This is a genomic window from Colwellia sp. MB3u-41, assembly GCF_014076845.1.
In the GTDB taxonomy this organism is placed as follows: domain Bacteria; phylum Pseudomonadota; class Gammaproteobacteria; order Enterobacterales; family Alteromonadaceae; genus Colwellia_A.
In genome coordinates this window covers 1-25,547 of record NZ_JACGUT010000028.1, presented here as the reverse complement: position 1 = coordinate 25,547, position 25,547 = coordinate 1, and the positions used below count along the sequence as shown (strand labels likewise).

The window sequence follows — 25,547 nt, the reverse complement described above, 5'->3', positions numbered from 1 at the left end:
ATTTTGGCACAAGAGCTTGAGCAGAAAACAAGATATGAGTCTTAGCAATATTTACACTTATCGTTAGCAGAAAGTCTAGCCAGAGATAACCCATTATTACTACAAGGAGCCTATGATCACAAAGCGTTGAAAAATTTATTCCATACCTTAATGGCTATGGGGCCGGCATTTGAATTCTACTTTGTTGACCCTGAGGGTGTAATTATTACACATTCAATTACTCCAACATTAATCAAGCGTAAAAAAATTGATTTACTCCCGCTAATTCAATTAACACAAAATCAAGCTTCGTTACCTATTTATGGAGACGATCCGCAACATATTTCTTGTAAAAAAATATTTTCTGCTGCGCCTGTTTTCAATAGCAGTAGCCTGCAAGGTTACTTATATGTAATTGTTGCAGGAGAGCGTATGGATCAGCCTTTAATCGTTTGCAGTTTAAGCTTTAAAATAGATCTTTCTATTATGGTTATGTTTGGCGCTATGCTTTTCTTATTCTTGGTGATGTTAGGCATATTTTCTTATTTTACTCGACCATTAATAAAATTAAGTAAAGATACTAAGGCACTTAAAACTGTTGGTTTTGATAAAAATAAAGTACAGCTCGCTCAATGGATGCCAAATAGTCGCCATGAGCTGCATCAACAGGGTGTAGCGTTTGAGCAAATGGTTAGGTAAATTAATCAACAATTCTACATGTTGCAACAACATGATGAGCAACGACGTGAATTATTGGCTGATATTTCTCATGACCTGCGAACACCATTATCTTCTTTGCAAGGATATATTGAAACTCTCGCCTTAAAGAGTGATCAGGTCACTAAAGAGCAATGACAGAAGTATATTTAAATTGCTTTGAAAAATGCTCAACAATTGAAGGGGCTTATTGATCAAGTTTTTGAGCTAGCGCATTTAGAAGGCGGGCAAGTTTCCTTAAACCTTGAAGCATTTAATTTAGCCGAGCTGTTATATGATGTTGTTGCTAAATTTAGTTTACAAACTGTGGCCAAGCAAATTGACGTTACTATGATACCTGAGTGTTCTTATGCCCAAGTTGATAGTGATATTGGTAAGTTAGAACGTGTGCTGAGTAACTTATTAGAGAATGCTATTCGCCATACCCCTGTCTTGGGGGAAATCACCTTAGTTATTACTGATATTAATCAGCATCAATGCCAATTAACGATTACTGATACAGGTATTAAAGAAGAAGAGTTACTTTATATTTTTAATACGCGTTATCGCGCAAGTAATGCCGTACAAGACAAAGAAAAACATACAGGGCTAGGCCTTGCGATTACCAAAAAACTATTGGAATTATTAAAATCAGATATAAAAGTAACCAGTATTTTAGGTAAAGGAAGCTCATTTTCATTCAACTTACGTAAAGTTATGTGTAGGTTTTATTTTAACGGTCGAAATTTCTTGTTAATTTCCTTAGAATACTTATAAGGATTTAATTTAAGCAATCACCTAAGGAAAAATGTTGAATAATAAAATTACCCTCTCATTAACGCTTGCTGGACTCGTTCTTTTAGCAAGTTGCGCAAAATCTTCTACTGGTCGTCATCAAATAACACTTTTTTCAAGTTCAGAGCTTGAGCAAATGGGGGCAAGTTCATTTGAGCAAATGAAAGAAAAAGAAAAAATGAGTACTGATATAGCCGTGAATAATTACGTATATTGTGTCGCTAAAGCGATCACAATCAATGTGCCTAAATCAGCTCATCAAGGTGAATGGGAAGTGGTTGTCTTTGATTCTGAACAAGTGAATGCTTTTGCTTTACCAGGTGGTAAAATTGGTGTTTATACCGGTATTTTAAAGGTGGCAGAAAATCAAAACCAACTGGGTGCAATTATTGGCCATGAAGTTGGTCATGTTATTGAACGTCACTCGAACGAACGTATGTCATCAAGTAAAATATCTCAAACAGGCATGGCGGTTGTCGACACGGCATTATCAGCTGGAAATGTAGAGAATCGTAACTTATGGATGTCGGGTTTAGGTTTAGGCTTACAATATGGTGTGTTAATGCCATATGGTCGTACCCATGAGAGTGAAGCAGATATTGTAGGGCAAGACTTAATGGCCAAGTCCGGCTTTGATCCTTCGGCTGCCATCACGTTATGGCAGAATATGGCAAAAATTTCAAACGGTTCGCCACCAGAATTTATGTCAACTCATCCATCCAATAAAACGCGTATTGACCAATTGACGGCTCACTTACCAAAATCTCAAGTTTTTTATCAATCGAAGAATACACCTACTTGTAAAAGGCCCAATAATATATAGGTATACTCATAAAAATGAATTTTACTAAATTTATTGGTCTTTCAATAAGCCTATTAGTCCCTATATTTTCGGCTAATAGTGCGCTAAGTGCACACAGCATCAAGTTATACACGATAGATTGTGGTTCTTATGATGTCGCAGATATGAAAAGTCTGTCAAGCATAGGAGCATATGATGGCCAAAAATTACCAATGGCTAATCCGTGTTTTCTAATCAGACACCCTAAAGGTGATTTACTTTGGGAAACTGGTCATGTTGATAGTTTGGCTGATAATATTAATGGTGAAGTTGGCGGGGTTTGGCACGCTAAATTAAAAACTAAGTTAGTTGTACAGCTTGCTCAATTGAATATCAAACCACAAGACATTGAATATTTGTCACTTTCTCATGTACACCCTGATCACGCAGGCAATGCTAACAAGTTTGATTCATCTATGTTCATAGTCAATGAATTAGAACATAAATATATGTTTTCAGAACCAGTGATTTCATATTTCGGCGAGTATTACTCGGCACTTGATAAGGCTAAAACCATTGCATTTAGCGATGAATATGATGTTTTTGATGATGGCTCCGTTGTTATCAAATCAATGCCAGGGCTTACACCGGGAAGTTCAGTACTTTTGGTTCGATTGAATAAAACAGGTAAGATTTTGCTGACAGGTGACTTATACCTTCACGCACAAGGTCGAAAACTTAATACTGTACTTCAATATAATGTAAAAGCAGTGACGCTTGATTCAAGAATTAAATTTGAAGTATTAGTAAAAAAAGAAAACGCTAGAGTTATTATTCAGCATGATAAACAAGACTTTGAACGCTTGCCAGTGTTTCCAAAATATTTGAATTAATGCTAATAACGGCTAAAAAAATCAGTAACTAATCAATAATATATGTTACTTTTCCTACCAATGTTATTTCAAAAGAATTTTAAAACATGAAGCTTTGGCTGAAGGATAATTCTGTGTCCAGAAAAGTAGTGTTCCAACGGGCACTATTTTTCTCTATGGTAACCTTATTTGTTTTATTTGTGTTTCAACCTTTTGGCACTAATAACCATACTATCCCATTCAAATATCTACGACTCTCAGGTTATGGTCTGGTAACTTTTTGTGCGTTATTGTTATCGGGTATATTAGAAATTGGATTAACTCGCCTTAATATTAAAAGCCAATTTCGCTTCTCGATTATTCCTTGTATTTATATTGGGTTAGTTTCTGTGTTTAATCACAGTTATTTTGTTGTCGCAATTCTTGGGGGTTGGCATTGGGAGAATCAATTACTGTTTATTTTCTATACTTTTGCTATAGGCTCATTTCCGATTATTTTTATTTTCCTTGTTAATAATCATGCAAAAAAGACAATGGTCTTGTCACAAGTTATTGAAACCGAAGACAATATAGAAAATAGTCATAAAACGTTAATTAATAAGGAACTCGGAGCATCTCAGTTATTAACTTTAATTGGCGAGAATAAAGGAGACAAACTGCAAATAACGTTATCACAACTCTTATTTATTAAATCTGCTGACAATTACTGTGAGCTTGCTATTTTGAAAGACAGTAAGGTCTGTCATCATTTATTACGTAGCTCTCTCACTAGTATATTAAAACAATTACCTGAAAATTCATTGGTTCACCGATGTCATCGCTCTTATGTGGTAAACGTGGCATTAATTGAACTTAGCACGGGTAATGCTGGTGGTTTGAAATTAGTCATGAAACCTATTGGACTAACTGTTCCTGTATCCCGTACTTATGTTGAAACGATAAAACAAGCCTTGTCGTTAGTCCCTGAAGCTTGTTAATCGCCCCAATACATTGTTATTAGTACCAATATTCAGAACTTCCCCCCTTATTAATAGATCTTAAATTCAGTGTTCGTCATGCTTAACTTGAAATTTAAAACTTAAATTAAGCAGGTAGATATGAATAACAAAATTAAAACACTGATAATGATAAGCACCTTTATATTCTGTCATTATGTGATGAAATATTTTTGGGGAGAAAGTTGGAGTGAATCATTATTAGTGATGGACCAACAATCTTATCTGTTATTAACACCCGCGAGCTATTTATTTAAATATAGTTTCTTAGTCTTAGCAGCACGCTTATTATTTAGAGATGTGAGTTTACAAGAAATTTTAGGGCTAAAAATAGAAGGCTTTGAACATTACCTTAAAGCAGCTGTTGCTTGCTGTTTACCAATGGTATTAGGTTACGCTTACTTAAGTAACGAACTAAACTTAGCACTGTCAGGGGTCATGGTCGGTTCAGTATATGCAGGTGTATTCGAAGAAATTCTATTTAGAGCGGTATTATTTGGTGTTTTATTTCGATATTGCCGTCTAGGCTTTATACCCGCAGCTTTAGTGAGTTCAGTCATTTTTGGTTTAGGACATATATATCAAGGACATGATCCTATGTCAGCTTGTGCGGCTTTCGCAATCACTTCCGTAGCAGGTACTTGGTTTGCTTGGTTGTTTTGTGAATCAGGTTACCGGATCTGGTTTCCGTTGTGGATGCATATTTTTATGAATGCAGCTTATGGAATATTCGGTATGTCTGGCGGTGCAGCAGGAGATTTAGAAGGTAATATATTTAAGGCAAGCTCGATTATTCTAAGTCTGGTTTACATACATCTTCTTGTTCGACGTGGGAAAAAGCGCGAAATAACCTTTAAGTCATTATGGAAAAATCGATCTGATGAGCCCCCTCATTCTTCACTAACAACTCAAAGCACCTAAAGGAGATTAGCAATGTTTGAATTATTTTTAGTATTGATGACACTTTCATCACCAATTTTACTCATAATGTTTGTACGCAATTATTTTATGTACAAATCAGAGATGAATCAAAAATTATTAGTGCTACAAAAAGACAGAGAGAGTCATACTATTATAGCGACGCAACAAAGGTTAGATATACTTGTTAATAGGGTGATAGTACTCGAAAAAATTGTCACCAATAGCAATATTGATTTAAGCCAGGAAATCGCTCAATTATAATTGAAGCGGTTATTACAACAAATTGAAGGTATTGTTTATAAATTAATTAGTTCTGATTCCATTAGCAAACGTTTTTTATACTAAGGTTTCATACCTTTGCTGTTTCTAAGATGAGTTTAGCTTGTGAAATAATATAACAGTTGTGAATAGTTTGTCGATTTGATCGACTATTTAACCTCAATACATGGTTAAAAAAAATTTAGATAAACTGAATTTATTTAATAAATTCTATTAATCTTTTTTTGTAGGTTTGACCAATAGGGATGGTTGAATCAGCTACTTCAATTTGCCCAGAGCTCACACTGTTGATTTTATTTTTAGCAACAATGAAAGATTTATGTACTCTCATAAATAAATTCTGAGGTAATTCGTTTTCGAACTGAGATATTTTTTGATGGGTGACTATTTTGCCATCACTACAATAAACTAAACAATAGTTACCGCAAGCTTCAATATAAAGAATGTCATTTAGGGAAATTTGGTGATGAGCTTTATCACCCTTGATAAATATTCTTTGGTTTAGGTCTTCCACAATACTTGGAATATTTGAAACAGTCTGATGTTCTGTTAAATGAATATTCTTTTCAGAAGTTACTTTATTCACTGCTTTTAGGAAACGTTCAAAACTGAACGGTTTTAATAGGTAGTCACTGACATTTAATTCGAATCCTTCTAGGGCAAATTCTTGATAAGCGGTAGTAACAATAACTGTTGGTTTTACCATTAACGTTTTTAGAAAATCAAAGCCGCTTAATTTTGGCATATTGATATCGAGAAACATTAAATCGACACTGTTGGTCGCGAGAAACTGCATGGCTTCCAGCGCGTTATAACTATGATTAACCAACTTGAAATGTGGCAAGTTTGTATAGTATTCTTCTATGATATAATGAGCGATAGGTTCATCATCGATGAACATAAAACGAATGTCTTTGTTATTCATACTTATCTTAGCTTTTTAATTGTATTTCAAGCCGAACCGAATACACGCCATTTTCAGATGAAATATCCAGCTGATGTAAATCAGGGTAGATGAGCTTTCGGCGTTGTTCTAAATTTTGTAGCCCAATACCCGTGTTGCTGGATTGTTCATTCTCATCGAAATTATTTTATATTTCAAATGCCATAATTTGCTCTTTAGCTTCAAACTTGATAAGTATAAAGGCTTCTTCAGTGCGTTTTTTAACCCCTTGTTTGTAGGCATTCTCCACCAGTATTAACAATAATAAGGATGAGATCACTAAGCCAGAATCTGTTATCTCATTGATGTTGAAGAATTGCATAATGCTGTTTTACCTTTGATTCAGAGTAATAAAAAAAAGTTAGTGTTCTTACCCGAAGTATCTCGATTGAATGAAACACTTAATTTAAGTTTGTCTATGACTATCACTTTGGATTCAGCAGATAAGCAACAAGCACACGAAGGAAAAGTGCCTTGTTTATTAGGGTTGTTTAATGATAGTAAAGGTAAATTACGTAATGTTGTTATGCTAGAATTACAGGTTGCCTGTGTCTTTGCTGCAATTAAAAATAATATAGCGAAAGCCGAAATAGATCATCTTTTACAAGAAAGAGAAATAAATAAAACAATAATTTCAGCTTGTGTAGATGTACTTAAGGATTGTCAGCCCGCTTTTAATCTAAAAACAAAAAAAGAAGTAACGTTTTCTAAAATTTTATTATGTACAGATAATTTAAAGCAAGTTACTGCTATTTTGAGTAAAAGTGATGAGCAACGTATCGACTTAAGCTGCCAAGTAGACGATTTTAGTCTTGGCTATATTACTGTTATCGGATCTTAGTTAGGCAACATTACTTTACCTATTATCTGAGTTTTTCAGCTTAAGTTTAATTGTCTAACTTATATTATTTCATTGTAGAACGATTTTATAACAGAGAAAAATTTCCTTGTCATTTATGGGGGGCCGAATTATTGGGAAGCAGAGCGTAATTACGATAAATCGTAGTTTGATCATCAGCGGACTTTGACACTTCCTGTAATGATAAATGCCCAATATTCGGCTTAGGTATTGTCGCTGTATTCGTTTCGGCGAATTAGCGGATTCAACTTTAAGCACCTGAAAAGTGGCATTGACACAGATCAGCAGATAATCTATCTGTAGGTTTTTCAATAACTCTTTCTTATAAAGATTATTGGGTGTTTATTTTTTAATGAAATAGTCTGTTATAGGTTTTTATTTACTGTTATTAAATGCCCATTCAAAAATTTGATTAATTTAGTATTGCTCTTTTTATTTTCCAGCTTTAATCCTTTTTGGATAACAGGCAACGCTTTTTTGTATTGTTTAGTGTGATCAAGTAACTCAGCATAAGTATCATAAGTATCATAAGTATTAGCTGAATTAGGATAAAGCTCAGTATTTAACTTCATCACTTCAATTGCGTTATCCAATTTATTTATGGCATCTTCACTAACAATTAAATAATTTTTTCTCATTAATCGTTGTTTTGAATTTGCCGAATGCTTCAATAAAATTTGACTTTTTTATTTCATTACTGAGCCACCAAGAGGCTGGAATTTCATTATTATTGTATTGTTCGAGATCAGCGATGTAATCATTCAGTTCAAACAGTGTCACTTTTCGTCTGTCGCTAGACATTAAAATCATGATCGACTCTTTATCTAGATGATTTGCTTTAATTGCATGGTGATCAGGGTTACTGCCATCGTTTAACAATAAAGTCATCTCGCCTTTATCATTCTTCATGAAATTCCCTAAATCAAAATATGTGCGTGAAGACATACCTGATAACGTATGAGGTCTTAAAGCCCTTTGCATTGAAGCTTTATTAATAAATTGATTATTCATTAATGTTTTTCCCCAAAGGTATAAATCGTCAGGGGTGGTGAAATAGGAGATACTTAATATAGCTGATGTATAATCACCAACAACAGATGGACGAACATCATTAAGATCTACTTTGTTGAAGGTACTTGTCATTTTGGCTGGTATAAATAACTTTTCTTTTACAAAAGTAGTGAATGGCTGACTTGTTATTTTTTCAATAACCCCAGCACGTAATAAAACATTTAAGTTCCCATATAAATAATCAGTACCGGGTGTTACTGCTAAAGTCTTTATCGACATCAATTGTTTTACAACTGCAGTAGTATCTAGATTTAGGCTCCATTCTATTTGAGGTAAACCACTTGTATGCGATAAGAGTTGTTCTATGGAGATGTCTTTCCCCATGTAGGCAAGTTCGTTAAATATATACTTACTTTATCGTTGCCGTGAACTTTTCCTCCTTTCTCAAGCATGATTAAAGCAACAGTGGAAAATTCCTTCGAAATTGAGCCCATACTTAAAAGGTGGTCTGTTGTTAATTTAATTTTTTTGTTCTGATCAGCAAAACCAAGTGCATTTTGGTAAATCACACCTTTAGCATTAGCGATGGTCACAGATCTGTTAAAGTCCATAAGCTGATATGCTTTATTGATAATGCGGTCTATTTTTTGAACTTCGGGCTTTGATGATTCAGCAAAGGTGTTAATAAAAGCTACAGGCTAAAGCGATAGGTAAAATGATTTTTGACATTGTCATTTACTCGTTTTCCTTGTCTATTATATTTTTTATTTAGATTTTAATTTGACTTTGTTTACAACTTTTTTCGTATGTTTTTGGTGTTATACATTAAGCCTATATTTTCCGCAAGTGACGCTCATAAAACATACAGGTGAGTGGTGGGGTATGAATTACTTTGATATGGAGAGTAATTCATTATTAAAGATTGTAGAGGGAAAGTGATAACGTGCTCATTATAAAAAATAAGCACCGAAAAACAGGAGGGTAATAAAATTATCGAGTAATTCGCCAAAAAGCAATGCTCGCAACAACGAGTAAAATCATTGGATAAAAAGCGCTTGATACGACTTCTATAGGTGATATTTTCAAAGTAGCGCCTAATAGTAAAGCTTGAGCACCATAAGGTAGTAAACCTTGGTTAATACAGGCGTAGATATCTAATAAACTGGCAGAGTGAGCAGGGCTAACACCACCATCATCAGCAAGCTCTTTCGCCGTTTCACCTGTGACAATAATAGATACTGTATTGTTTGCGGTGAAAAAATTACAGGCAAAAGCTAATGAAGCTATACCAAAACCTGCCGCTCGTTTTTTATTGTTAGGGTTAAGTTTACGCGCAAAATTTTCAATACTATGGGTTAGGGCGGCTAAGCCCCCTTGGCGCTTTATCAATTCACTTAAACCACCAATAAACAGCGACAGAATGAAAATGTCTTGCATGCTGCCAAAACCTGCATTTATATCGCTTATCCATTTGGACAATTGGTAACCGTTATCATACATGCCTATTGCTGCCGCGAAAATAATACCAACAATTAAAACCACAAAGACATTAATGCCCATTAAAGCTAGCGTTAAAATGACCAAGTAAGGCAGTAAACCAAGCACATTAATATCTTGAACCTGCTCGTGTGGAATACTTACCCCCATCGAGGCATAAATAAGCAAACATAAAAGTGCAGCAGGTACGGCAAATTTAAAGTTAACCTTAAACTTATCTTTCATATGTGCCCCCTGACTCCGTGTTGAGGCTATGGTGGTGTCAGAGATTATTGACAAGTTATCTCCAAAAATAGCACCAGAGATAATGCAACCAGCAACAATTGAAGCATCTAAATTAGCAGACTCGATGAACCCAAGTGCAACCGGAGCAATAGCGGCAATAGTTCCCATAGAGGTCCCCATGGCTGTTGCTAAAAAAGCAGCCACTAAAAATAAACCAGGCAATAGTAAATAGTCAGGGAAAAATGACAAACCTAATTGAACGCTGGCATCAACACTCCCCGTTGTCTTGGCAACCGTAGCGAAAGCCCCTGCGAGTAAATAAATTACACACATTGTAATAATATTTGCATGACCAGCCCCCGAAATAAATTGGCTAACTTGGTCATTAATACTGTCTTTTCCTAGGTATATAGCAACTAAGATTGCAGGAATAATGGCGATACTGGCAGGGAGTTGATAAAAAGCAAACTCAACGCCTTGTAGTGTCAGTACAATACCGGTACCGAGGAATAAGCACAGAAAAACAGCAAAAGGTAATAGACTAACTAAACGTTTTTTAGGGGGAGTTGTCACGACTTCTGTATTCATAAAATTATCTTTAACATTAAGTTAACGCTAGTCTATCGTAAAGTTTACTGATAGCAAAACGATAAAAAATAGCGACATAACTGGAAATTAAAAAATGTATTAAGTTCAGGCTACAGACCAGCACCACTTTATGTTATCCTTGCGCGAATTTTTATCTAATCGCCATTTTGCACAATAACTGTGTCGGTGAAAACATAAGGAATATCATGTCAGAAAATACATTTGAAACTATTGAGCAACGCGTAAGTTACGGTGTAGGTCGTCAATTAGGTGATCAACTACGTAATAACCCTTTCAAAGAATTTGACGTATCTGCTGTACAAGCGGGTTTAGCTGATGCTATTGCTAATTCAGCAAGCCAAGTATCAGACGAAGATTTAAATGCTGCGTTTTCAGTTGTTTCGAAAAAAATGCAAGAGTTAGAACAAGCTGCAGCTAAAGAAAAATCAGCTGAAGGCGAAGCATACTTAATTGAAAATGCTAAGCGTGATGAAGTAACGGTTACTGAGTCTGGTCTTCAATATGAAGTATTAGCAACGGGTGAAGGCGAAAAGCCAACAGCCGCAAGTATGGTTCGTGTTCATTATCACGGTACTTTTATTAATGGCGACATTTTTGATAGTTCTTTAGACCGTGGCCAACCTGCTGAATTTCCAGTAGGTGGCGTTATTCCTGGTTGGACAGAAGCTTTACAGATAATGGCTGAAGGTTCTAAGTGGCGTTTATACGTACCTTACCATTTAGCTTACGGTGAGCAAGGCTCACAAGGTGCTATACCACCATACTCAACATTGGTATTTGATGTTGAGTTATTAGCCATTGTTAGCTAATTCGTTTTTTAAAGCCCTCCGTTGAGGGCTTTTTTATGGGCGGGATACTTGGTCAGCTTTAGTTGCAGACAAAAGTTAAGTACCACCGTCCTTGCCAGCAATATCGTGGTGCGTTGACTATATGGATGCAAGAAGTAACGCAGGAGTCTTTACCGTAATAGTAATGAATGTTGAATACCCTGCAAACATAACTAATATAAGCCAATAGATATTTAACCTTAACAACGTCATAAAAGTAGGAACGCATGTTAGAGCGAGCACTGATCAAATTATTTAAAGATTATATTTCTGCCTTTGAAGATTGTAATTTAGCTGCTGCACGTGCTTGTTACCATTTACCTTGTACATTACATACCCCCGATAAAATTGCTTATTTAGTGGACAGTGAAACATTCAATCAAGAATTTGAAAATATTTTTACGGTATTAAAGCACGCAAATACACAAAAAATAGTCCCTACAATTGCAAGCTATAATCAATCAGCTAACGGATCCGTCGATATTTGTATTGATTGGGCTTTTATTGATAACAATGATGAAATCTATGCTGACTTTACCGCTTTTTTTCATATTGTTAAGATAGCCGAAGCCTTTAAAATAGTCAGTGTTGTTTCACACGACTTAACCAACAGTGTTGAGTTAGCAATACCATTAGTGTTGGTACGTTAAAAGTGACTTGTATCAAAATATAAATTTATAGAGATTTAAAATGAAAGTAAAAGTAGCCATCTTAGGATGTAGCGGCCGCATGGGGCGTAACTTAATTCAAGCTGCCGTTGAGCACCAATCTATTGAACTTGTGGGTGGCAGCGTACGAGAATTATCATCGTTTGCTCATTTTGATTTAGGCGAACTCGCCGGTATTGGCGCTATTGGCCAAAAAACATCAACAAACTTAAACGACTTAATAAATGCTGATGTTTTTATTGATTTTACATCCATTGAAACAACGTTAGAGAATATAAAATGGTGTCAACAACATCATAAAGCACTCGTTATTGGTACTACGGGGTTTAGTGATGAACAAGTTAACATTATTGAAGAAGCAGGAAAAAGTATGCCTGTTATTTTGGCACCCAATACCAGCGTCGGCGTTAATTTAATGTTTAAACTACTAGAAGTTACCGCAAAAGCAATTGGTGACTATACTGATATAGAAATATTTGAAGCACATCATAGATTTAAGAAAGATGCTCCGTCTGGTACAGCCGTAAAAATGGGGCAAGTCATAGCAAATACTCTAGGTAGAGACTTAAATAAAGTGGCTGTTTATGGCCGTGAAGGTATTACTGGTGAGCGCGATAAAGAAACCATTGGTTTTGCCACTGTGCGAGCAGGAGACATTGTTGGTGAGCATACCGCCTTTTTTGCAGATATTGGTGAACGGTTAGAAATCACCCATCGTGCTAGTTCAAGAATGACTTTCGCTCTAGGTGCTATGAGAGCCGCATTCTGGTTAAGTGAAGCAGATAATGGCTTTTATGATATGCAGGATGTTTTAGGCTTAAAATAATAAAATTTTAAGGAAAACAGTTACTTTTGGCTGTTTTAACTGAATATTCAATTAAACGCTTAGTTTTTACAATTATCGCTAGACGAATATGTGATACAAGCGTAAAATAAGTGGATTTTGTCAAAAATTTAGTGGTTCTGTTAGTAATAACGAAATTTTTGGCATTTTTTATGGGTGTTTCTAGAGGAAACAGCCGACACGTAATTGTACTTAATGATGTTTTTTAGTTGCATCGTTAAGCTTCTTTCTTCTTTACGGAGGTTAAATTGACTAAATCTGCCATTTTAGTGCTTGAAGACGGCACTGTATTTAAAGGCACCGCTATTGGTGCAGACGGAGCGGCTGTTGGTGAAGTAGTATTCAATACTTCAATGACCGGTTACCAAGAAATTCTTACCGACCCATCATATGCAGAGCAAATTATTACCCTAACGTACCCGCATATCGGTAATACAGGTACCAATAGTGAAGATGAAGAATCAAACACTATTTGGGCTAAAGGTTTAGTTATTCGTGACTTACCGCTATTAGCGAGTAATTTTCGAAATGAACAGAATTTAAGCGACTACCTAAAAGCACGTAATGTTTTAGGGATTGCAGATATTGATACGCGTAAATTAACGCGTATTCTTCGTGAAAAAGGTGCTCAAAACGGTTGCATCATGACTGTTGATACAATGTCTGAGGCCTTAGAAAAAGAGGCTTTAGCTCAAGCTAAAGCTTTTCCAGGCCTTAAAGGTATGGATTTAGCAAAAGTTGTTTCAACGAAAGAGCAATATCAATGGACAGAAGGTAGCTGGGAATTAGGTAAAGGTCATATTACTCCTGAAAATTCACAGTTTCACGTAGTTGCCTACGATTTTGGTGCCAAACGTAATATTTTGCGTATGTTAGTCGACCGCGGTTGTAAAGTAACAGTCGTACCAGCACAAACACCTGCTAGTGATGTTCTTGCTATGAATCCCGATGGTATATTTTTATCAAATGGACCTGGTGATCCAGAACCCTGTGATTACGCCATTTCCGCAATCAAGACATTTTTAGAAACAGACACCCCAATTTTTGGCATTTGTTTGGGTCATCAACTCCTTGGCTTAGCCAGTGGCGCGGGTACCGTAAAAATGAAATTTGGTCATCATGGTGGCAACCATCCAGTTAAAGACTTCGCACGCAATGTTGTTATGATAACTGCGCAGAATCATGGTTTTGCGATTGATGCAAACAAAATGCCCGCGAATTTGAAAGTCACGCACGTCTCGTTATTTGATCAGTCAATTCAAGGTATTCATCGCACAGACAAGCCAGCCTTTAGTTTTCAAGGTCACCCAGAAGCAAGCCCTGGGCCTGCAGATGCTGCACCATTATTTGATCACTTCATCGATCTAATGAACGATAAAAAAGCTTAGCCCTTCAACAAGATATAAGAGAGAATTAAAAAATGGGAAAACGTACTGATTTAAAAAGTATCTTGATTTTAGGCGCGGGTCCAATCGTTATTGGTCAAGCCTGTGAATTTGATTATTCAGGTGCACAAGCCTGTAAAGCACTTCGTGAAGAAGGTTATCGAGTTATATTAGTTAACTCAAATCCAGCTACAATTATGACTGATCCAGAAATGGCTGATGCAACTTATATCGAGCCTATTCACTGGGAAGTTGTGCGTAAAATTATTGAAAAAGAACGTCCTTGTGCGGTTTTACCGACAATGGGTGGTCAAACCGCTTTAAACTGTGCTTTAGAACTTGAAGCAAAAGGCGTACTAAAAGAATTCAATGTTGAGATGATCGGCGCAACCGCTGATGCGATTGATAAAGCAGAAGATAGATCCCGCTTTGACAAAGCAATGAAAGCGATTGGCTTAGATACCCCCAATGCCGAAATTGTGCATACGATTGAAGAAGCGCATGCAGCCAGTAAAGTTCTAGGTTTTCCTTGTATTATTCGTCCTTCATTTACGATGGGTGGCAGTGGTGGCGGTATTGCTTATAACCGCGAAGAATTCCATGAAATTTGTACGCGCGGTTTAGATCTTTCTCCAACCTCAGAATTATTGATTGATGAATCATTAATCGGTTGGAAAGAATATGAAATGGAAGTGGTTCGTGACAAAAATGATAATTGTATTATTATCTGTTCGATTGAAAACTTTGACCCTATGGGTATTCATACCGGTGATTCTATAACGGTTGCTCCTGCGCAAACGTTAACAGACAAAGAATACCAGATTATGCGTAATGCCTCGATTGCAGTTTTACGTGAAATCGGTGTTGAAACTGGGGGGTCAAACGTACAATTTGGTATTTGTCCTAAGACTGGCCGTATGGTTATCATTGAGATGAATCCACGTGTTTCTCGTTCATCGGCATTAGCTTCCAAAGCAACAGGTTTTCCGATAGCAAAAATCGCTGCAAAATTAGCAGTAGGTTATACGCTTGACGAATTAACTAACGATATCACCGGTGGCGCAACACCTGCGTCATTTGAGCCAACTATCGATTATGTTGTTACTAAAATCCCACGTTTTAACTTTGAAAAATTTGCGGGTTGTGAAGACCGTTTAACCACGCAAATGAAATCTGTTGGCGAAGTAATGGCAATTGGCCGTAACCAACAAGAATCCTTACAAAAAGCATTACGTGGCTTAGAAGTTGGCGTCAATGGTTTTGACTCTATGGTTGATGTAACACAACCTGGCGCTAAAACTAAAATTATGCACGAGCTTCAAGAAGCGGGTTCTGACCGTATCTGGTATATTGCTGATGCGTTCCGTTTAGGGTTAACAGTTGATGATATTTACCGTTTAACCATGATTGACCGTTGGTTCCTTATTCAAATTGAAGATATCGTTTTAGAAGAAGCAAAAGTTGCTGAAGGCGGTTTAAAAATATTAACAGCCGATTATTTACGCAAACTTAAGCGCAAAGGTTTTGCTGATTCTCGCCTTGCTGATTTAATTGGTATCGCTGAAGCTGAAGTGCGTAAAAAACGCCATAACGCTAATATCTTCCCCGTTTATAAACGTGTTGATACCTGCGCCGCTGAATTTAGTTCTGATACAGCTTACATGTATTCAACTTATGATGAAGAGTGTGAAGCAAACCCAACCGATAAAGAATCAATTATGATCTTAGGTGGCGGTCCAAACCGTATTGGTCAGGGAATTGAATTTGATTACTGTTGTGTTCATGCTGCATTAGCACTCCGCGAAGACGGTTATGAAACAATTATGGTGAACTGTAATCCTGAAACGGTTTCAACCGATTACGACACATCTGATCGTTTATATTTTGAATCAATCACTTTCGAAGATGTACTCGAGATTGTTCGTATTGAAAAGCCTAAAGGCGTCATTGTGCAATATGGCGGTCAAACGCCTCTTAAATTAGCGCGTGCCTTAGAAGCTGCCGGTGTGCCAATTATTGGTACGTCTCCTGATGCTATCGACAGAGCAGAAGACCGAGAACGCTTCCAACAAGCCGTTGAACGTTTAGGTTTATTGCAACCTGAAAATGCTACTGTTACGTCAATCGAAGAAGCAATGGCGAAAGCCGAAGCGATTGGTTTCCCATTAGTTGTTCGTCCGTCTTATGTTCTAGGTGGCCGTGCAATGGAAATTGTTTATGACCTAGACGATTTACGTCGTTATATGACCGAAGCGGTTAGCGTTTCAAATGACTCGCCAGTATTACTTGACCATTTCCTTGATGATGCGATTGAAGTTGATATTGACGTTATTTGTGACGGTACCGATGTGGTTGTTGGCGGAATTATGCAACATATTGAACAAGCAGGTGTTCACTCAGGCGATTCAGCATGTTCATTGCCTGCTTATAGCTTAAGCCAAGAAGTTCAAGATGTTATGCGCAAACAAGTCACTGATTTAGCTTTTGAGCTAGGTGTTGTTGGCTTGATGAATACCCAGATGGCGGTAAAAGATAACGAAGTTTACATTATTGAAGTAAACCCTCGTGCTGCACGTACTATTCCTTTTGTATCTAAAGCGACTTCTGTTCCTTTAGCTAAAATAGGTGCACGTGTTATGGCAGGAAAGTCATTGAAAGAGCAAGGTATAACGAAAGAAATTATTCCACCTTATTTCTCTGTGAAAGAAGTTGTTATTCCGTTTAACAAGTTTCATGGCAGTGATCCATTAGTAGGACCAGAAATGCGCTCTACGGGTGAAGTGATGGGCGTTGGCAAGACATTTGAAGAAGCGTACGCAAAAGCTTGTTTGGGTGCCGGTGTTTCAGTACCTAAATCAGGTCGTGCGTTAATCTCTGTTCGTAATAGTGATAAAGTACGTGTTGTTGAATTAGCGAAACAGTTGGTTGCTTTAGGGTATGATGTTGATGCGACTCATGGAACAGCGATAATATTGGGTGAAGCTAATATACCATGCCGTCTTGTAAATAAAGTTCAAGAGGGGCGACCGCATATTCTTGATAGAATCAAAAATGGTGAGTATAGTTATATTATTAACACCACAGAAGGTCGCAAAGCGATTGAAGATTCTAAAGTCTTGCGTGGAGGAGCATTGCGCTATAAGGTGGAATATACTACGACCTTGAATGCAGCATTTGCTACATGCCAATCTCATTCCGCTGACGACAGAAATACGGTAACATCGATACAAGAACTGCATAAACAATGTAGTTAATAACGAACTATGTAGGGTGTTTGCTTACCATTAAGTAAATACCTTATTAAAAATATATTATATAAGGGTGGTTATACTTTTTAAGTAAGCCACCTTTATCATTTGAAAAAGAAGAGAAAAATGACAAAATATCCAATGACACTTCTTGGTGCTGAACAGCTAAAAGAAGAGCTTAGAGTTTTAAAAACAGAAAAACGCCCTCGCATTGTAAAAGATATTGCGGTTGCCCGAGAGCATGGTGATTTAAAAGAAAATGCAGAATATCATGCAGCAAAAGAAGAGCAGGGCTTTTGTGAAGGACGAATTCAAGATATTGAAGGAAGGCTTTGTAATGCTCAGGTTATCGACATAACTAAAATACCCAATCATGGCAAAGTGATTTTTGGTACAACCGTTACCTTATTAAACATCGATACCGAAGTGGAAGTCACTTATAAAATTGTTGGCGACGATGAAGCTGACTTTAAAACAGGGCGTATATCATTAAACTCACCTATTGCACGTGGTTTAATTGGTAAAGAAGTTGATTCTGAAGTAGAAATTACTATACCCGGCGGTGTTGTTGAATATGAGATTGTATCAGTCGACTATATTTAACTATTAATGTATGTGTTAAAAATATTAAGAGCCCATTATGTAAGTAATAGGCTTTTTTTTTGACATGAATTCATGCTACGTATTTTATAAACTTTTGTAGCATTTACTGAACAATCAGATGTATTCGTTTACTTAACCTATCATGGAGATAATATGAAAAAAGTAGCATTTATTGGTTTAGGCGTAATGGGCTATCCTATGGCCGGGCATTTGAAAAATGCAGGTTTTGATGTTTGTGTATATAACCGCACAACAGCAAAGGCAGAAAAATGGGTAAAGGAATTTGGTGGTTGTTTAGCTAATACCCCAAGAGAAGCCGCAGAAGGCTGCGAGATTGTCTTTTCATGTGTAGGGAATGACAACGATGTAAGACAAGTTGTTTTAGGCGACGATGGCATATTTTCGGGCTTAGCTATCGGTGCTATTTTAGTTGACCACACTACCGCTTCAGCAGAGCTGGCAAGAGATCTTGATTCACTTGCTAAATTACAAAATAAGCACTTTATTGATGCACCTGTATCGGGAGGCCAAGCTGGCGCTGAAAATGGTGTCTTAACGATTATGGCTGGCGGTGAACTTAATATTTTTGAACAAATAAAACCGGTAATAGATACTTATGCACGCTTTAGCCAATTAATGGGTAAAGTTGGCTCTGGGCAGTTAGCTAAAATGGTGAATCAAATTTGTTTTGTTAATACCGTACAGGGTTTAGCTGAAGGATTGAATTTCGCTCAAAAGGCGGGCTTAGATACTGACAAGTTAATCGAAACCATTTCAAAAGGTGCTGCGGGCTCTTGGCAAATGGATAATCGTGGTAAAACAATGTGTGCTCGAGAGTTTGATTTTGGTTTTGCGGTTGACTGGGTCAGAAAAGATTTAGCCATGGCGTTTAGTGAAGCTGAAAAGATTGGAGCTGACTTAACGGTTACAAAACAATTAGACGGTTACTATGAAACGGTTCAGAAAAAAGGCGGTAATCGTTGGGATACTTCTAGTTTGATTACCCGCTTAGATGATTAAGCGGTTTTAAATAAAACCCGTATGTCATTGGTTTGTTTATTTAGTTAACAATAATTTAAAATTTCACCTTAGATAAACAAACCGAAAAGGTAATTGCTCAAAGCAATTTTGTAATACTGATGGTTTTAATTTTTAATGTTCTTGTTTAATTTTTTTATGATTACCCGGCCAATAGTTAGTCTTTCTTTCACTCTTATCTATGCCCTTATACATGATGTCAGCTTAAACCGATAACTTGAAATATGCGTTACACAGGTGGTTCAAACAGTTCTGTCTAACTTAAGTGTAGAGTTAGTGATGAAGTTCTTTGCTTGCAGAGCCTTTGGGGTCAAAAGCTGATATGCCATGAATAAAGATCAATATGGTGTGAGCGATACCTATTACGACTAAATGTTGAGACTCTACGCCACCAGGTCCGTCATTCATTACAAATAGCAAAATCCAAAATGTATAAGAAATAGCGTAAAAGGCTAGAGCTTTTAAAAAGCCTAGTGTTTTACTGCCAGTTGGTTGTTTATTAAATTTAGTGTTTTTAGCTGAAGTATTGTTCATTGTGTTCTCGTTTTTATAGAAGTTATGTTTAGTTAGTAACCTTAGGAGTTAAAAACTTACACATTATCTGAATTTATTTTAATTTATTGTGTGGGTTGTGTACTTTATTGGAAGTGAAGGTAAATACAAGTTAAGTAATAAGTGGTTAACCTTACTTTTATAAGTAGGCTCGCGAGTATTTTTGCTGTTACGTTTTTGTCATATAATCGAGGTTTACAAATTTTCAGATTAAAAAAAAGCCTGCAAACATTTGCAGGCTTATCTTATGTGGCTCCTCAACCTGGACTTGAACCAGGGGCAAACGCTCGTTTTATTTAAGCACAGTCCGTTGCTCTACCAACGGAGCTATTGAAAAATTGTGCTTTAAGTCATTACAATAAATTAATTGAAGTATCGTTATTCAGAAAAAAAAAGCCTGCAAATATTTGCAGGCTTATCTTATGTGGCTCCTCAACCTGGACTTGAACCAGGGACAAACGGATTAACAGTCCGTTGCTCTACCAACTGAGCTATTGAGGAATTGTGCTTTCAATCATCACTATAAATCAAGTGAAGTATAGTAATTTAAATTAATAAAAAAGCCTGCAAATACTTGCAGGCTTTTCAATATGGCTCCTCAACCTGGACTTGAACCAGGGACAAACGGATTAACAGTCCGTTGCTCTACCAACTGAGCTATTGAGGAATTGTTCTTCATGTAACCGCTTTAAAATACTATAAAGCCATTACTATAATTTGGCTCCTCAACCTGGACTTGAACCAGGGACAAACGGATTAACAGTCCGTTGCTCTACCAACTGAGCTATTGAGGAATTGTTTTGTTTGCCAAGGGTCTTGGCTAACGGGGCGAGATATTAAATGTCCGTGGGTGAACTGTCAACACAAAATGTAGAAAAAAATCATTATTTTGTTTGTTTGCTTGTTTTGTCGACACTAAGTCTGCTTTATCTTCAAATTCAGTGCTATTTTTGCTCTTTAGATTTGTAAGTGACTATTGCACAAAGTTATCCACGGAATCTGTGGATAACTTTGTGAGTTAAAGTGTAAAAAAGCGTAACTAGGGTGAAGAATGCACGTTACAGCTAAACAGGGATATAATGGATTTTTATCTTTATTCTTTTATAACAATGCATTAGCTTTTTTTGTTGTCGGTTTTACTCTCTTAGTGTGATTTTTGTGCAACGTCAGTTTTTATACCCATTTGCTGTGGATTATACAAAAGTAAAGATATTTCAACGTTATTATTTATTTTTTTTAACATTAAATTTATATAAAAAATTAAAATGAAGTTGAAATAAAATATATACATAGCGAGTCTTATCACTATCTTTTACAATACTTTGGTATTTTCCTGCAAAGACAAGCAAAAGCTACCTTTAAATGACCGAAAAAAATAAAACTAAGAAAATCAACTTACTTGAAGACCCCGTTGCAGATACGATTAAACGCATGACCATTCCCATGATCTACGGTATGGTTTTATTAATGACCTTTAATTTAGTTGATACTTTTTTTGTTGGCTTACTTGGTACACAGCCTTTAGCCGCTATTAGCTTTACCTTTCCGATTACTTTTACTGTCATCAGTCTAACGATTGGCCTAGGTATTGGCACGTCAGCAGTTATTGCTAAAGCGTTGGGGAGGGGCAGTGATGAGTCAGCAAAAAATTCAGGTACCGCTGCTATATATTTAGCTGCAATCATTGTTGGCCTCTTATCTTTAGCAGGTTTTTACTTTATTGATGAAATTTTTTTATTATTAGGGGCGAGTGAAGCCTTATTACCACTTATTCATGAATACATGGATATTTGGTTTATCGGCAGTATTTGTTTAATTGGCCCGATGATAGGTAATTCAATTTTAAGGGCTTCTGGTGATACTAAAACACCTAGTGTAATCATGGGCAGCGCTGGTTTAATTAATGCGATATTAGACCCTATTTTTATTTTTGGGTTAGGACCTATCCCAGCGATGGGAATAAAAGGTGCTGCAATAGCGACATTAATTTCTTGGATTTTTGGATTATTATTGGTTTTATACATTGTTGGTGTAAAGCGTCAATTAATTCATACTAAACTTTTACCATTAAAGACATTTATTGCTTCAAGTAAAGGTATTTTACACATAGGTTTACCCGCAGCGGGTGCTAATATGCTTACTCCACTAGCTGCTGCTGTTTTAACGGCGATTGTGGCTAACTATGGTGAGTCAGCAGTTGCTGCCTTTGGTGTTGGCTCTCGTATTGAATCGATAGCCTGTTTAGTCGTTTTGGCTATGTCTATGACGCTACCTCCTTTTATCAGTCAAAATTTTGGTGCAGGTAATATGCACCGTGTTGAAAAAAGTTATAAAGCATCAATAAAGTTTGTCTTGATATGGCAGTTACTTATCTATTTTTTACTTGTGTTAATTGCTCCTTTTATCGCTGATATTTTCTCGAAAGAACAAGCCGTAGCTGATATTATTATTTTATTTATGTGGATATTGCCATTAGGCTATGGATTACAGGGAGTTATTATTTTAACTAACTCTTCATTTAATGCACTGCATAAACCGATGGTGGCATTAATGCTTAGTGCTGTTCGACTCTTTATCTGTTACGTACCTCTCGCCTATTTCGGCAGTGTTTATTATGGGTTGGAAGGTTTTTTTATTGGTGGATTTCTTGGTAATCTTATTATGGCGATGATTTCTTACCGTTTATTTAATAAACAATTTTCACGTGAGTTTGCTGAAGCAAAGGAAGTATCATAATGAAAACCATGGACTTAAAGTCAGATTATACACCCAATGGTGATCAGCCTGCTGCCATTAAACAATTACTTGAAGGCCTTGGAAGTGGTTTAGCACATCAAACACTCTTAGGTGTGACTGGCTCAGGAAAGACCTTCACGATTGCTAATATTGTTGCCACGTCAAATCGTCCAACGATGATGATTGCGCCTAATAAAACCCTCGCAGCTCAACTTTATAGCGAAATGAAGGAGTTCTTTCCAAACAACGCGGTGGAATACTTTGTTTCTTATTATGATTACTACCAGCCAGAAGCCTATGTGCCTACAACCGATACTTTTATAGAGAAAGATGCTTCTGTTAACGAACATATCGAGCAAATGCGTTTGTCGGCCACTAAGGCACTACTTGAGCGCCGGGACGTTATTATTATTGCTTCAGTTTCTGCTATTTATGGTTTGGGCGATCCTGACTCGTACTTAAAAATGATGTTACACATCAGTGTTGGCGATATTATTAATCAGCGCGATATTTTACGCCGCCTCGCTGAATTACAGTATAAGCGTAACGATGTTGCTTTTCAGCGAGCGACTTATCGGGTGCGTGGCGATGTTATTGATATATTTCCTGCAGAGTCGGACCGTTTAGCGTTACGTGTTGAATTATTTGATGAAGAAATAGAACGCTTGTCAATGTTTGATCCGCTGACTGGACAAGTTGACCGTACTTTAGAAAGAGTAACGGTATATCCTAAAACACATTATGCAACGCCAAGAGATAAAGTATTATCAGCAATTGATAAAATAAAGATCGAACTCAAAGAGCGTTCAACATTTCTCAAAGAAAATAACCGCTTAGTAGAAGAGCAGCGTATCGTGCAACGTACGCAGTTTGATATTGAAATGATGACAGAGCTGGGTTATTGCTCGGGTATTGAAAATTATTCTCGATATTTGTCAGGTCGAGGTGAAGGCGAAGCACCACCGACTTTGTTCGATTATTTACCGGATGATGGCTTATTAATTATTGATGAATCTCATGTGACGGTGCCGCAAATAGGTGCGATGTATAAAGGGGATCGTTCACGTAAAGAAAACTTAGTGAATTATGGTTTTCGTTTACCTTCCGCGCTCGATAACCGGCCAATGAAGTTTGATGAATTTGAAGCGTTAGCCCCGCAAACAATTTATGTTTCAGCGACACCCAGTAATTATGAAATTGAAAAGTCAGGTGATGATATTGCCCAGCAGCTTGTACGTCCAACAGGATTACTCGATCCCATTATTGAAGTTCGTCCTGTTGAAACGCAAGTTGATGACTTATTGTCTGAAATTCGTAAACGTGTTGCTATCCAAGAGCGTGTTTTAGCCACTACGTTAACCAAGAGGATGGCTGAAGATCTTACTGATTACTTAGATGAACATAATGTAAAAGCGCGCTATTTACACTCTGATATTGATACTGTTGAACGTGTCGAAATTATTCGCGATTTTCGTTTAGGTAAGTTTGATGTCCTGGTTGGTATTAACTTACTACGCGAAGGTTTAGATATGCCTGAAGTGTCGTTAGTGGCGATTTTAGATGCTGATAAAGAAGGTTTTTTACGCTCAGAGCGTTCCCTAATTCAAACCATTGGTCGTGCTGCTCGTAATATTAATGGCCGTGCTATTTTGTATGCGGCGAAAATTACCGGTTCAATGAAAAAAGCGATTGATGAAACCGAACGTCGACGTGAGATGCAGCATCAATACAATATTGACAATAATATTACCCCTCGGGGAGTCATAAGCAAAATCAGTGATGCACTTCACAATGGTACGGTATCTTCAAGTGATACGTTGTTAAATGTGGCTGAACAAGCAACAGATTATAAAGTATTATCTATTAAAGAGATTGATAAAAAAATTAAACAGCTTGAAAATGATATGCTTAGCCATGCTCAAAATCTAGAGTTTGAACAAGCTGCTAATTTACGCGATGAAGTTGCAAAATTAAGAGAGCAACAATTATCTCGTTAGTAAATCCATTGGTTATTTGAGCTCAAACATCATATATTGATTGATGATGTTTGAGACGGCTTCACAATTACAATGTGCCAAGTGGCTAATGTCATTAATTATCTTATCTTGAATATCTAAAGGGAATAGCATTAACTGTTCAAGATAAAGGTGTGCTTGAACTTCGTTATCGTTATTAACGAAGTCTATTAGCCGATTTGCATGATTTTTCCAAATAACACTCATATATTTCCGCCCTGAAACTTAAATGACTTTATGCTTCTTACTGTTAGTAAATTTAACCTCGATTGAGCACAAGATCAGCTTTGACTTATATCAGTTAAGTTTAGATCATGTCAGTGTTAGGGTTATATGTTTTAGGAATTAAAACTGTTTGTTAGAAGCTTCGTTGTATAAGGAGGTTGTACTTTAGTGCTAATCACTTGATATTTTAGGGGATTTAAAATTTATCTGAATAATATGAAAGTACTCTCTAAGCTAAAGTAAATTTTTGCTGATGTTTACCCCTATAGCCAATTATTTAGGGCTTTTGAAAAGAATACTTTTAAGGTTGTTACCGATTAAAGTTTAATAGGTTGTATAAAAGTAATGATAAACGTCAATTATAGCCAATAAAAAGCCAGTCTAATGACTGGCTTTTTTAGTTTCACCTATCGGTAAAGATGATACTTTACTGATAAAATCTACGGTTTTGTTGGACCAGCACCACTGCGGCTAACTGCATCAGATACCATTGCCATCTTACCTGATGAAGCATGTTCCTTACGATTTTCGTTTGCAACGAAGTCAGTAGGGATTTCATTGATCATCGTAATCGTTTCTGTTTTAGTCATCGGTGAAGATGATTTACCTGGCTTACTGCCTTTACTCGAAACCTTACCTGCTTTTGAACTGATTTTCGGGCTTGGTTTTCTCGATATAACTCGCTTCGGTTTTTCGATAGCATCTTCAGTTACTTGTGCTACTACTTGAGGCTCGTCAAAAGGTAAATCTTGCTGTACTTCTGTTGTTGGCGTTTCAACCACAGGTGTTTCAACTACCGGCGTTTCAATTACAGGTGTTTCAACTACAGGTGTTTCAACTACAGGTGTCTCAACTACGGGCGGTTGAACCACAGGTGTTTCAGATACCGGCGTGGCAACCACAGATGTTGCAACAACAGGTGTTTCAAATACCGGTGTTGCAAC

Annotated in this window: 24 protein-coding genes, 4 tRNA genes and 2 pseudogenes; 18 read left to right on the top strand and 12 right to left on the bottom strand. The window is 36.7% G+C overall.

The genetic code is table 11. From position 1 onward, the window contains the following. Positions 1–126 precede the first annotated feature (126 nt). The 8 genes from H4J73_RS20285 to H4J73_RS01395 all read left to right on the top strand — a co-directional run bounded on the left by H4J73_RS20285 (position 127) and on the right by H4J73_RS01395 (position 5,300). Positions 127–678, top strand: a complete 552-nt coding sequence (locus H4J73_RS20285) for a hypothetical protein (RefSeq protein ID WP_259366588.1) — start codon at positions 127–129, stop codon at positions 676–678. Between the two features lie 18 nt (positions 679–696). Beyond that, entirely contained in the window at positions 697–834 is a 138-nt protein-coding gene (locus H4J73_RS20280) for a histidine kinase dimerization/phospho-acceptor domain-containing protein (RefSeq protein WP_259366587.1), read from the top strand. 21 nt (positions 835–855) lie between these two features. Further along, positions 856–1,452: a sensor histidine kinase KdpD gene (locus H4J73_RS20275; RefSeq protein ID WP_259367813.1), complete on the top strand. Its 597-nt coding sequence runs from the start codon at positions 856–858 to the stop codon at positions 1,450–1,452. A 31-nt stretch (positions 1,453–1,483) separates the two neighbouring features. Further along, on the top strand, positions 1,484–2,293 hold the full coding sequence (locus H4J73_RS01415) for a M48 family metallopeptidase (protein ID WP_182177901.1): 810 nt from the start codon (positions 1,484–1,486) through the stop codon (positions 2,291–2,293). A gap of 14 nt (positions 2,294–2,307) precedes the next feature. Continuing rightward, positions 2,308–3,144, top strand: a complete 837-nt coding sequence (locus H4J73_RS01410; RefSeq protein WP_182177903.1) for an N-acyl homoserine lactonase family protein — start codon at positions 2,308–2,310, stop codon at positions 3,142–3,144. A 113-nt stretch (positions 3,145–3,257) separates the two neighbouring features. Then, positions 3,258–4,100, top strand: a complete 843-nt coding sequence (locus H4J73_RS01405) for a LytTR family DNA-binding domain-containing protein (protein ID WP_310649678.1) — start codon at positions 3,258–3,260, stop codon at positions 4,098–4,100. Positions 4,101–4,220: 120 nt separating this feature from the next. Next, on the top strand, positions 4,221–5,039 hold the full coding sequence (locus tag H4J73_RS01400) for a CPBP family intramembrane glutamic endopeptidase (RefSeq protein WP_182223280.1): 819 nt from the start codon (positions 4,221–4,223) through the stop codon (positions 5,037–5,039). A 12-nt stretch (positions 5,040–5,051) separates the two neighbouring features. Next, positions 5,052–5,300, top strand: coding sequence for a hypothetical protein (locus tag H4J73_RS01395; protein WP_182223281.1), 249 nt, complete (start codon positions 5,052–5,054; stop codon positions 5,298–5,300). A gap of 214 nt (positions 5,301–5,514) precedes the next feature. Here the strand turns inward: H4J73_RS01395 and H4J73_RS01390 are convergent, their stop codons facing one another. Next, on the bottom strand, positions 5,515–6,243 hold the full coding sequence (locus H4J73_RS01390; protein WP_182223282.1) for a LytTR family DNA-binding domain-containing protein: 729 nt from the start codon (positions 6,241–6,243) through the stop codon (positions 5,515–5,517). A gap of 166 nt (positions 6,244–6,409) precedes the next feature. Next, a complete protein-coding gene (locus H4J73_RS01385; RefSeq protein ID WP_182177907.1) occupies positions 6,410–6,583 on the bottom strand; it encodes a hypothetical protein in 174 nt (57 codons plus the stop codon). 66 nt (positions 6,584–6,649) lie between these two features. Between H4J73_RS01385 and H4J73_RS01380 the strand changes: the two genes are divergently transcribed. After that, positions 6,650–7,102, top strand: a complete 453-nt coding sequence (locus tag H4J73_RS01380; RefSeq protein ID WP_182223283.1) for a hypothetical protein — start codon at positions 6,650–6,652, stop codon at positions 7,100–7,102. 383 nt (positions 7,103–7,485) lie between these two features. Here H4J73_RS01380 and H4J73_RS01375 read toward each other — a convergent pair whose 3' ends face one another. The 3 genes and pseudogenes from H4J73_RS01375 to H4J73_RS01360 all read right to left on the bottom strand — a co-directional run bounded on the left by H4J73_RS01375 (position 7,486) and on the right by H4J73_RS01360 (position 10,441). Further along, positions 7,486–7,758 (bottom strand): hypothetical protein, encoded by a 273-nt coding sequence (locus tag H4J73_RS01375; RefSeq protein ID WP_182223284.1) that lies wholly within the window; start codon positions 7,756–7,758, stop codon positions 7,486–7,488. Beyond that, a pseudogene (locus H4J73_RS01370) lies at positions 7,733–8,742 on the bottom strand (serine hydrolase domain-containing protein). The gene H4J73_RS01375 and the pseudogene H4J73_RS01370 overlap by 26 nt, the downstream one beginning before the upstream one ends. 379 nt (positions 8,743–9,121) lie before the next feature. Further along, positions 9,122–10,441, bottom strand: a complete 1,320-nt coding sequence (locus H4J73_RS01360; protein WP_182223287.1) for a Na+/H+ antiporter NhaC family protein — start codon at positions 10,439–10,441, stop codon at positions 9,122–9,124. Positions 10,442–10,647: 206 nt separating this feature from the next. Between H4J73_RS01360 and H4J73_RS01355 the strand changes: the two genes are divergently transcribed. From H4J73_RS01355 to H4J73_RS01325, 7 genes are all read left to right on the top strand, one after another. After that, positions 10,648–11,271: an FKBP-type peptidyl-prolyl cis-trans isomerase gene (locus tag H4J73_RS01355; RefSeq protein ID WP_182223288.1), complete on the top strand. Its 624-nt coding sequence runs from the start codon at positions 10,648–10,650 to the stop codon at positions 11,269–11,271. 245 nt (positions 11,272–11,516) lie between these two features. Next, on the top strand, positions 11,517–11,939 hold the full coding sequence (locus H4J73_RS01350; protein WP_182177915.1) for a hypothetical protein: 423 nt from the start codon (positions 11,517–11,519) through the stop codon (positions 11,937–11,939). A gap of 40 nt (positions 11,940–11,979) precedes the next feature. After that, positions 11,980–12,783 carry a 4-hydroxy-tetrahydrodipicolinate reductase gene (gene dapB, locus H4J73_RS01345; protein WP_182177916.1) on the top strand — a complete coding sequence of 268 codons (804 nt, stop codon included), beginning with the start codon at positions 11,980–11,982 and terminating at the stop codon, positions 12,781–12,783. A 266-nt stretch (positions 12,784–13,049) separates the two neighbouring features. Then, positions 13,050–14,189 (top strand): glutamine-hydrolyzing carbamoyl-phosphate synthase small subunit, encoded by a 1,140-nt coding sequence (gene carA, locus H4J73_RS01340; protein ID WP_182177923.1) that lies wholly within the window; start codon positions 13,050–13,052, stop codon positions 14,187–14,189. A 32-nt stretch (positions 14,190–14,221) separates the two neighbouring features. Beyond that, positions 14,222–17,440, top strand: a complete 3,219-nt coding sequence (gene carB / locus H4J73_RS01335; RefSeq protein WP_182177931.1) for a carbamoyl-phosphate synthase large subunit — start codon at positions 14,222–14,224, stop codon at positions 17,438–17,440. Positions 17,441–17,560: 120 nt separating this feature from the next. Then, positions 17,561–18,037, top strand: coding sequence for a transcription elongation factor GreA (greA, locus tag H4J73_RS01330; RefSeq protein WP_182177933.1), 477 nt, complete (start codon positions 17,561–17,563; stop codon positions 18,035–18,037). Positions 18,038–18,190: 153 nt separating this feature from the next. Continuing rightward, on the top strand, positions 18,191–19,057 hold the full coding sequence (locus tag H4J73_RS01325) for an NAD(P)-dependent oxidoreductase (RefSeq protein ID WP_182223289.1): 867 nt from the start codon (positions 18,191–18,193) through the stop codon (positions 19,055–19,057). Between the two features lie 291 nt (positions 19,058–19,348). Here H4J73_RS01325 and H4J73_RS01320 read toward each other — a convergent pair whose 3' ends face one another. From H4J73_RS01320 to H4J73_RS01300, 5 genes are all read right to left on the bottom strand, one after another. Next, positions 19,349–19,609, bottom strand: coding sequence for a hypothetical protein (locus H4J73_RS01320; protein WP_182177937.1), 261 nt, complete (start codon positions 19,607–19,609; stop codon positions 19,349–19,351). A gap of 268 nt (positions 19,610–19,877) precedes the next feature. After that, a tRNA-OTHER gene (locus tag H4J73_RS01315) sits at positions 19,878–19,964 on the bottom strand. Positions 19,965–20,052: 88 nt separating this feature from the next. Continuing rightward, positions 20,053–20,128 (bottom strand) — tRNA-Asn (locus H4J73_RS01310). Between the two features lie 90 nt (positions 20,129–20,218). Beyond that, positions 20,219–20,294 (bottom strand) — tRNA-Asn (locus H4J73_RS01305). A 51-nt stretch (positions 20,295–20,345) separates the two neighbouring features. Further along, positions 20,346–20,421, bottom strand: a tRNA-Asn gene (locus H4J73_RS01300). A gap of 568 nt (positions 20,422–20,989) precedes the next feature. Between H4J73_RS01300 and H4J73_RS01295 the strand changes: the two genes are divergently transcribed. Together H4J73_RS01295 and uvrB are read left to right on the top strand one after the other, a co-directional pair. Continuing rightward, entirely contained in the window at positions 20,990–22,363 is a 1,374-nt protein-coding gene (locus H4J73_RS01295; protein ID WP_182177939.1) for an MATE family efflux transporter, read from the top strand. Then, the gene (gene uvrB, locus H4J73_RS01290) at positions 22,363–24,360 is read left to right on the top strand and encodes an excinuclease ABC subunit UvrB (protein ID WP_182177941.1); all 1,998 of its coding nucleotides are present in this window, start codon (positions 22,363–22,365) and stop codon (positions 24,358–24,360) included. Before H4J73_RS01295 ends, uvrB begins: the two co-directional genes overlap by 1 nt. Positions 24,361–24,372: 12 nt before the next feature. Here uvrB and H4J73_RS01285 read toward each other — a convergent pair whose 3' ends face one another. Both H4J73_RS01285 and H4J73_RS01280 read right to left on the bottom strand, forming a co-directional pair. Then, positions 24,373–24,585: a hypothetical protein gene (locus tag H4J73_RS01285; protein ID WP_182177943.1), complete on the bottom strand. Its 213-nt coding sequence runs from the start codon at positions 24,583–24,585 to the stop codon at positions 24,373–24,375. A gap of 458 nt (positions 24,586–25,043) precedes the next feature. Further along, positions 25,044–25,547, bottom strand: a pseudogene (locus H4J73_RS01280) (hypothetical protein); the annotation flags it as partial.

Coding starts and splice junctions, on each gene's coding strand:
- H4J73_RS20280 (WP_259366587.1), top strand. CDS start 697: ATGTTGCAACAACATGATGAGCAACGACGTGAATTATTGGCTGATATT.
- H4J73_RS01415 (WP_182177901.1), top strand. CDS start 1,484: ATGTTGAATAATAAAATTACCCTCTCATTAACGCTTGCTGGACTCGTT.
- H4J73_RS01410 (WP_182177903.1), top strand. CDS start 2,308: ATGAATTTTACTAAATTTATTGGTCTTTCAATAAGCCTATTAGTCCCT.
- H4J73_RS01400 (WP_182223280.1), top strand. CDS start 4,221: ATGAATAACAAAATTAAAACACTGATAATGATAAGCACCTTTATATTC.
- H4J73_RS01395 (WP_182223281.1), top strand. CDS start 5,052: ATGTTTGAATTATTTTTAGTATTGATGACACTTTCATCACCAATTTTA.
- H4J73_RS01390 (WP_182223282.1), bottom strand. CDS start 6,243: ATGAATAACAAAGACATTCGTTTTATGTTCATCGATGATGAACCTATC.
- H4J73_RS01385 (WP_182177907.1), bottom strand. CDS start 6,583: ATGCAATTCTTCAACATCAATGAGATAACAGATTCTGGCTTAGTGATC.
- H4J73_RS01375 (WP_182223284.1), bottom strand. CDS start 7,758: ATGAGAAAAAATTATTTAATTGTTAGTGAAGATGCCATAAATAAATTG.
- H4J73_RS01360 (WP_182223287.1), bottom strand. CDS start 10,441: ATGAATACAGAAGTCGTGACAACTCCCCCTAAAAAACGTTTAGTTAGT.
- H4J73_RS01355 (WP_182223288.1), top strand. CDS start 10,648: ATGTCAGAAAATACATTTGAAACTATTGAGCAACGCGTAAGTTACGGT.
- H4J73_RS01350 (WP_182177915.1), top strand. CDS start 11,517: ATGTTAGAGCGAGCACTGATCAAATTATTTAAAGATTATATTTCTGCC.
- dapB (WP_182177916.1), top strand. CDS start 11,980: ATGAAAGTAAAAGTAGCCATCTTAGGATGTAGCGGCCGCATGGGGCGT.
- carB (WP_182177931.1), top strand. CDS start 14,222: ATGGGAAAACGTACTGATTTAAAAAGTATCTTGATTTTAGGCGCGGGT.
- greA (WP_182177933.1), top strand. CDS start 17,561: ATGACAAAATATCCAATGACACTTCTTGGTGCTGAACAGCTAAAAGAA.
- H4J73_RS01325 (WP_182223289.1), top strand. CDS start 18,191: ATGAAAAAAGTAGCATTTATTGGTTTAGGCGTAATGGGCTATCCTATG.
- H4J73_RS01320 (WP_182177937.1), bottom strand. CDS start 19,609: ATGAACAATACTTCAGCTAAAAACACTAAATTTAATAAACAACCAACT.
- H4J73_RS01295 (WP_182177939.1), top strand. CDS start 20,990: ATGACCGAAAAAAATAAAACTAAGAAAATCAACTTACTTGAAGACCCC.
- uvrB (WP_182177941.1), top strand. CDS start 22,363: ATGAAAACCATGGACTTAAAGTCAGATTATACACCCAATGGTGATCAG.
- H4J73_RS01285 (WP_182177943.1), bottom strand. CDS start 24,585: ATGAGTGTTATTTGGAAAAATCATGCAAATCGGCTAATAGACTTCGTT.